The following is a 5,352-nucleotide window of genomic DNA, read 5'->3' as shown; positions in this document are numbered from 1 at the left end:
TAGGGAACACCCACCTGACGGGCCAACAGTATGTGCTCACGGGTCTGGGGCATCGGGCCGTCTGCAGCGCTCACCACCAAAATGGCACCGTCCATCTGGGCCGCACCCGTTATCATATTCTTCACGTAATCGGCATGGCCGGGGCAATCCACATGCGCATAATGACGATTCTCCGTCTCGTACTCCACATGGGCAGTCGCAATCGTTATGCCACGCTCCTTCTCCTCAGGCGCCTTGTCTATCTCGTCAAATGAAATAAAATCCGCAAGCCCCCTGTTCGATAAAATCTTCGTTATCGCCGCCGTAAGAGTCGTCTTCCCGTGATCCACATGACCGATCGTGCCAACGTTCAAATGGGGCTTCTTTCTCTCAAATTTGGGCTTCGCCATGTCTCTCTCCTCCTCAAATAGTAACAGACAGTTGGAGCCCACGAGCAGGATTGAACTGCCGACCTCATCCTTACCAAGGATGCGCTCTACCGACTGAGCTACGTGGGCCCAAAAATAGTGGAGCGGGCGACGGGACTCGAACCCGCGACCAACAGCTTGGAAGGCTGTGACTCTACCATCTGAGTTACGCCCGCAACTTATTAAAGTCGGTCAAATCTCTAACCTTACTATTATAAGACATTCAACCAACAAAAAACAATAAACAAAAGGTGGTGGAGAGGGGAGGATTCGAACCTCCGAAGGCTGAGCCAGCAGATTTACAGTCTGCCCCCTTTGGCCACTCGGGTACCTCTCCACGGATTCTTTATGTGGAGCCGACGAAGGGAGTCGAACCCCCAACCTACTGATTACAAATCAGTTGCTCTACCATTGAGCTACGTCGGCTCAAAATTCAGAATATAAAATTACACTATAAGGGGATGGTATTGTCAATTATAAATTGCCTGATTACTGCGGGAAAAGTTTCTTATTTACCGTGTACAGAACGATACCGGCGGCGACGCTCACATTGAGGGAGTCAAAGCCCCTTCCCATGGGTACGGAGACCTCAAAATCACACCTCTCGAGCAATTTTTTCCTGATCCCTTCCCCCTCGCTTCCGAAAATAATGACCACGTCACCCGAAAAATCCATAAGCGCGACATCCCCCCCTCCTGCCCCTGCCGACGTGCCGTACACCCAGAACCCCTTTTTCTTGAGGTAGTCAACGGTCCTGGAAAGATTGACAACCTGAACGACGGGGAGATGGGCCAGGGCTCCTGCGGATGCATGAATAGACGTCTCCGTTATCGATGGCGCTCTTCTTTCCTGTATGACCACAGCTGCCGCTCCGAAGCAGTGGGCCGATCTTGCTATAGCTCCAAGATTGTGCGGGTCGTAAACCCTGTCCAGAATTACGAAAAACGATTTATCGGGCCTCTTATCCAGAATGACGTCTATGTCCGAATAGGCAAATTTGTCAAGGCGGGCGACGATCCCGTTCTTGATTTTTCCCTGAAAAATCTTTTTCATGTCATCGTGAGGCCAAAACATCACGGGGATGGATTTTTTCCCTGCCAGCGCTGCTATTTTATCTCCCGTATCACCTGCGGCACCCTCCTGGAGATAAATGTCCCTCACGGTCTGCGTCGAGGACTCGATGAATTCCTTCACTATCTTGAAGCCGGTAATCGAGAGCATGTCACGTCTTCGATTGACCAAAGCGCAGAGCAATCTCGCGAAGCCTCTTCCGGGGATCTGCAACTGCCGTCAAAGACCGCCCCACCACGATGAAATCAGCACCTGCTTCGAATGCCTCCTCAGGCGTGGTAACCCTCTTCTGGTCCCCCTTTTCATCATCAGGGAGCCTGATTCCCGGCGTGACGGCGATAAAGTCCCCGCCGAACGTATTCCTCAGGTGGGCCACTTCCAGAGGGGAGCACACGATGCCGTCGACGCCCGAATGAAGCGCCATTTCCGTGAGCCTTTCAACCATGGAGGAGACAGGGCCGGTAGTCCCGAAAACACGGAGATCCGATTCGTTCAGGCTGGTTAAGATGGTTACCGCAACGACCTTCGTTCCGGAGGCCTTCGCCACGGATGCAGCGGCCCTGAGCATCTCTGATCCACCGGAAGCGTGCACGGTGAGCATGTCGACTCCATGGGCCACCGCGCTTTTCACCGCGCCTCCTACGGTGTTGGGAATATCATGGAATTTGAGATCGAGAAACACCATCTTCTTTTCCCTCTTGAGCGCCTCTATCACCGGATATCCTTCCCGGGTAAAGAGCTCCATCCCGACTTTGCACCACAAAAGCTCGTCACCCGACCGTTTCACGAAGCCGAGAGCCTCATGCAGGGAAGGAAAATCGAGAGCTGCGATAACCCTGTTCAAGTTCCCGTGCATCTTTCGCGCTCCTTTTCTACCTCACTCACCAGCACACCGACCGCATCCTTTATCCCCACATCCTTGGTTTCACCCGTTTCCCTGATCTTCAGTTCGACCTTCCCCCCGGCAGCCTTCTTCTCTCCCACCGTGACCCGGATCGGGACCCCCATCAGATCGGCATCCTTGAACTTGATGCCCGGCCTTTCCTCGCGGTCATCGATAACGACCTCCACACCCGTCGAAAGAAGCCCGCCGTAGATGGTTTCGGCCGCACCCCGTACTTTCTCGTTCTTCATATTGAGGGGCACCACAGCAACCTCGAATGGGGCTATCGATACGGGGAACACGGGACCATCGTCATCGTGGTTCTGCTCTATGGCCGCGGCAACTGTCCTGCCGACACCTATGCCGTAGCAACCCATCACCATAACCTTTTCTTTTCCCTCTTTCCCGAGGTATACGGCGTTCATGGCCCTGCTGTACTTGGTCCCGAGTTTGAAGATGTGCCCCACCTCGATACCCCTTGAAAACGTTATGTTTCCGCCGCACGCAGGACAGCTGTCCCCGCTTTCGATGACCCGGAAATCACCATACACATCCGCATCGAAATCGCGCCCCACGCGAACGTTTATATAGTGGTAATCATCCCTGTTTGCACCCGTTATTCCGTTTTCGATCTGCAAAACCGACCGATCAGCCAAAATCTTGGCCTTCAAGCCAACCGGCCCCGCAAAGCCTGCAGAGGAACCCGTCACGTCCCTCACGCTTTCCTCATCGGCAAGCTCTATCCAGTCGGCTCCGAGGTAATTTTTCACCTTTACCTCGTTTATCGTTCTGTCCCCCCGCGACACGACGACCACCTTCTCCGACCCGGTGTCGAATATAAGGGTTTTGAGCATCCTCTCGGGTGATGCTTCAAGGTAAGACGATACCTCCTCTATGGTGCGCATGCCGGGAGTATGCACCTCCTGGATCGCGGGTATATCCGGACCGACTTTCCCTGACGCCCCCTCATCGACCTTTGCAAGTTCGACATTTGCAGCGTAGTCGCACTTTCCGCAGCTCACTATTTCATCCTCTCCCGATTCGGCTATCACCATAAACTCGTGTGAGCTGCTCCCCCCTATCGCCCCGGTGTCCGCCTCTACCGCCTTGAAGGTAAGCCCCATCCTCGAGAAGATTCTCGTGTAGGCGTCAAACATGGCCTGATAGCTCCGGTCTGCTCCCGCGTCATCGGCATCGAAGGAGTAGGCATCCTTCATGATGAATTCCCTTCCCCGCATGAGCCCGAACCGCGGCCTTATCTCGTCCCTGAACTTTGTCTGAATCTGGTAGAGGTTCAGGGGAAGCTGCCTGTAGGATCGCACCTCCTTTCTCACGATATCAGTGATCACCTCCTCGTGTGTCGGGCCGAGGCAGAACTCCCGTTCTCCCCTGTCGCGGAAACGGAGAAGCTCCCTGCCATAGAGGTCCCACCTGCCCGATTCCCTCCAGAGTTCCGAGGGAAGCACCACGGGCATGAGGAGCTCGATCGCACCCGCCCTGTTCATCTCCTCCCTGATTATGTTCTCGACCTTTCTCAAAACTCTCAGGCCGAGAGGAAGGTAGTCATAGATTCCCGCTGCAACTTTCCGTATCATGCCGGACCTGATCATGAGGCGGTGGCTGACGATCTCGGCATCGGACGGATTCTCCCTCGTTGTCGGGAGAAGGTACCGGCTAAGTCGCATGGTTAAACCCCCCCTTCTATCTTTTCGCGGGTAATTTTCTCGACCCAGCTGACGAGTTCTGGTACAATCTCCTCCTCGCTGACGCGCTTCATAACCTCTCCCCGGACAAAGATCAGCCCGGTGCCCCTGCCGCAGGCTACGCCCACGTCGGCCTCGGAAGCCTCGCCCGGACCATTCACCACACATCCCATCACGGCCACTTTCACGTACTTGTCGATGTGGGTGATGCGTTTTTCCACGCCTTCAATGATCTTTTCGATATCAACCTCTATTCGCCCGCAGGTCGGGCAGGATATTATCTCGGGCCCCCTCCTTCTCAGTCCAAGGGATTTGAGTATTTCGTACGCTACCCGAACCTCTTCTTCCGGAGGGCCGGTCAGGGACACCCTTATCGTGTCCCCGATCCCCTCGTGGAGCAATATCCCGATTCCTGCAGATGATTTTACCGTTCCGGCAAAAATCGTTCCTGCCTCCGTCACCCCCACGTGGAGCGGGTAATCGAAGGCGGAGGAAAAGAGCCTGTTCGCCTCCACGGTAGTCAGGACGTCTGAAGCTTTGAGGGAGATCTTGAAATCGAAAAAACCTCTCGATTCGAAGAATCTTACATGTCTTTCTGCCGACGCGAAGAGAGCTTCGGGGCCCGGTTTTCCAAACTTTTCAAGGATATCCTTTTCAAGTGACCCCGCGTTGACGCCGATCCTGAGGGATATCCGGTGATGTGCGGCTGCATCGATAACCTGCCTCACCCTGTTACCGCCACCGATGTTGCCGGGATTTATCCTGACGCAGTCGGCACCGTTCTCGATTGCCTTAATCGCAAGGATATGGTTGAAGTGTATGTCGGCCACGAGGGGGACAAGGGTTTTTTCTTTTATCTTTCCGAATGCCGTCGCCGCATCATCATCGGGTATTGCCACCCTGACGATCTCACAACCGGAGCTTACAAGAGATGATATCTGCCGGAGAGTGGCCTCAACGTCCTTGGTATCGGTCTTCGTCATCGACTGGACAGCGATTGGCGCCTCTCCCCCGATTTCAACCGTCCCTACGGATATTTTTCTCGTTTTCCTTCTCCCCATTGGCTTGCCACGTCGAAGCAGCGCGACATCCGACCTTGAAAGAGGCAGGTTTGCTATCGGCGGGTATTTATCACCACTGATAAAAGCATCCTGCCACGATTGTGCTTCACTGTCGGATCATCCTGATCGCCGTGAGAACATTGTATCAGGAAGAGATACATTTTGGGATAATTCGTGGTTACCTCACCTGTTCCAGACCGCCATTTCCCGTCCTTCAAACCGTTTAC

4 protein-coding genes, 4 tRNA genes and 1 pseudogene (1 of these 9 only partly in view) are annotated in these 5,352 nt (G+C 54.2%); all 9 read right to left on the bottom strand.

What is annotated here, in order from left to right; translation table 11 throughout:
- Window positions 1–389 (bottom strand): annotated as a pseudogene (gene tuf / locus GTN70_10390) (elongation factor Tu); it reaches 769 nt to the left of the window's first position.
- A 32-nt stretch (window positions 390–421) separates the two neighbouring features.
- A tRNA-Thr gene (locus tag GTN70_10385) sits at window positions 422–497 on the bottom strand.
- A 10-nt stretch (window positions 498–507) separates the two neighbouring features.
- Window positions 508–583, bottom strand: a tRNA-Gly gene (locus tag GTN70_10380).
- Between the two features lie 76 nt (window positions 584–659).
- A tRNA-Tyr gene (locus tag GTN70_10375) sits at window positions 660–744 on the bottom strand.
- Window positions 745–758: 14 nt separating this feature from the next.
- Window positions 759–833, bottom strand: a tRNA-Thr gene (locus GTN70_10370).
- A gap of 63 nt (window positions 834–896) precedes the next feature.
- Window positions 897–1,628: a 23S rRNA (guanosine(2251)-2'-O)-methyltransferase RlmB gene (gene rlmB, locus GTN70_10365; GenBank protein NIO17375.1), complete on the bottom strand. Its 732-nt coding sequence runs from the start codon at window positions 1,626–1,628 to the stop codon at window positions 897–899.
- Between the two features lies 1 nt (window position 1,629).
- A complete protein-coding gene (gene pyrF, locus GTN70_10360) occupies window positions 1,630–2,334 on the bottom strand; it encodes an orotidine-5'-phosphate decarboxylase (GenBank protein ID NIO17374.1) in 705 nt (234 codons plus the stop codon).
- Window positions 2,319–4,046 (bottom strand): proline--tRNA ligase, encoded by a 1,728-nt coding sequence (locus GTN70_10355; protein NIO17373.1) that lies wholly within the window; start codon window positions 4,044–4,046, stop codon window positions 2,319–2,321. Before GTN70_10355 ends, pyrF begins: the two co-directional genes overlap by 16 nt.
- Before the next feature lie 2 nt (window positions 4,047–4,048).
- Window positions 4,049–5,125 (bottom strand): flavodoxin-dependent (E)-4-hydroxy-3-methylbut-2-enyl-diphosphate synthase, encoded by a 1,077-nt coding sequence (gene ispG, locus GTN70_10350; protein NIO17372.1) that lies wholly within the window; start codon window positions 5,123–5,125, stop codon window positions 4,049–4,051.
- Window positions 5,126–5,352: the final 227 nt, after the last annotated feature.

Source organism: Deltaproteobacteria bacterium (assembly GCA_011773515.1).
In the GTDB taxonomy this organism is placed as follows: domain Bacteria; phylum Desulfobacterota; class Deferrimicrobia; order J040; family J040; genus WVXK01.
The sequence above is the reverse complement of the archived record's forward strand: the minus strand, read 5'-3'. Positions and strand labels throughout refer to the sequence as shown.

Bases quoted from the DNA above. Each gene is read 5' to 3' on its own strand.
- rlmB (NIO17375.1), bottom strand. From the start codon at position 1,628: ATGCTCTCGATTACCGGCTTCAAGATAGTGAAGGAATTCATCGAGTCC.
- pyrF (NIO17374.1), bottom strand. From the start codon at position 2,334: ATGCACGGGAACTTGAACAGGGTTATCGCAGCTCTCGATTTTCCTTCC.
- ispG (NIO17372.1), bottom strand. From the start codon at position 5,125: ATGGGGAGAAGGAAAACGAGAAAAATATCCGTAGGGACGGTTGAAATC.
- GTN70_10355 (NIO17373.1), bottom strand. From the start codon at position 4,046: ATGCGACTTAGCCGGTACCTTCTCCCGACAACGAGGGAGAATCCGTCC.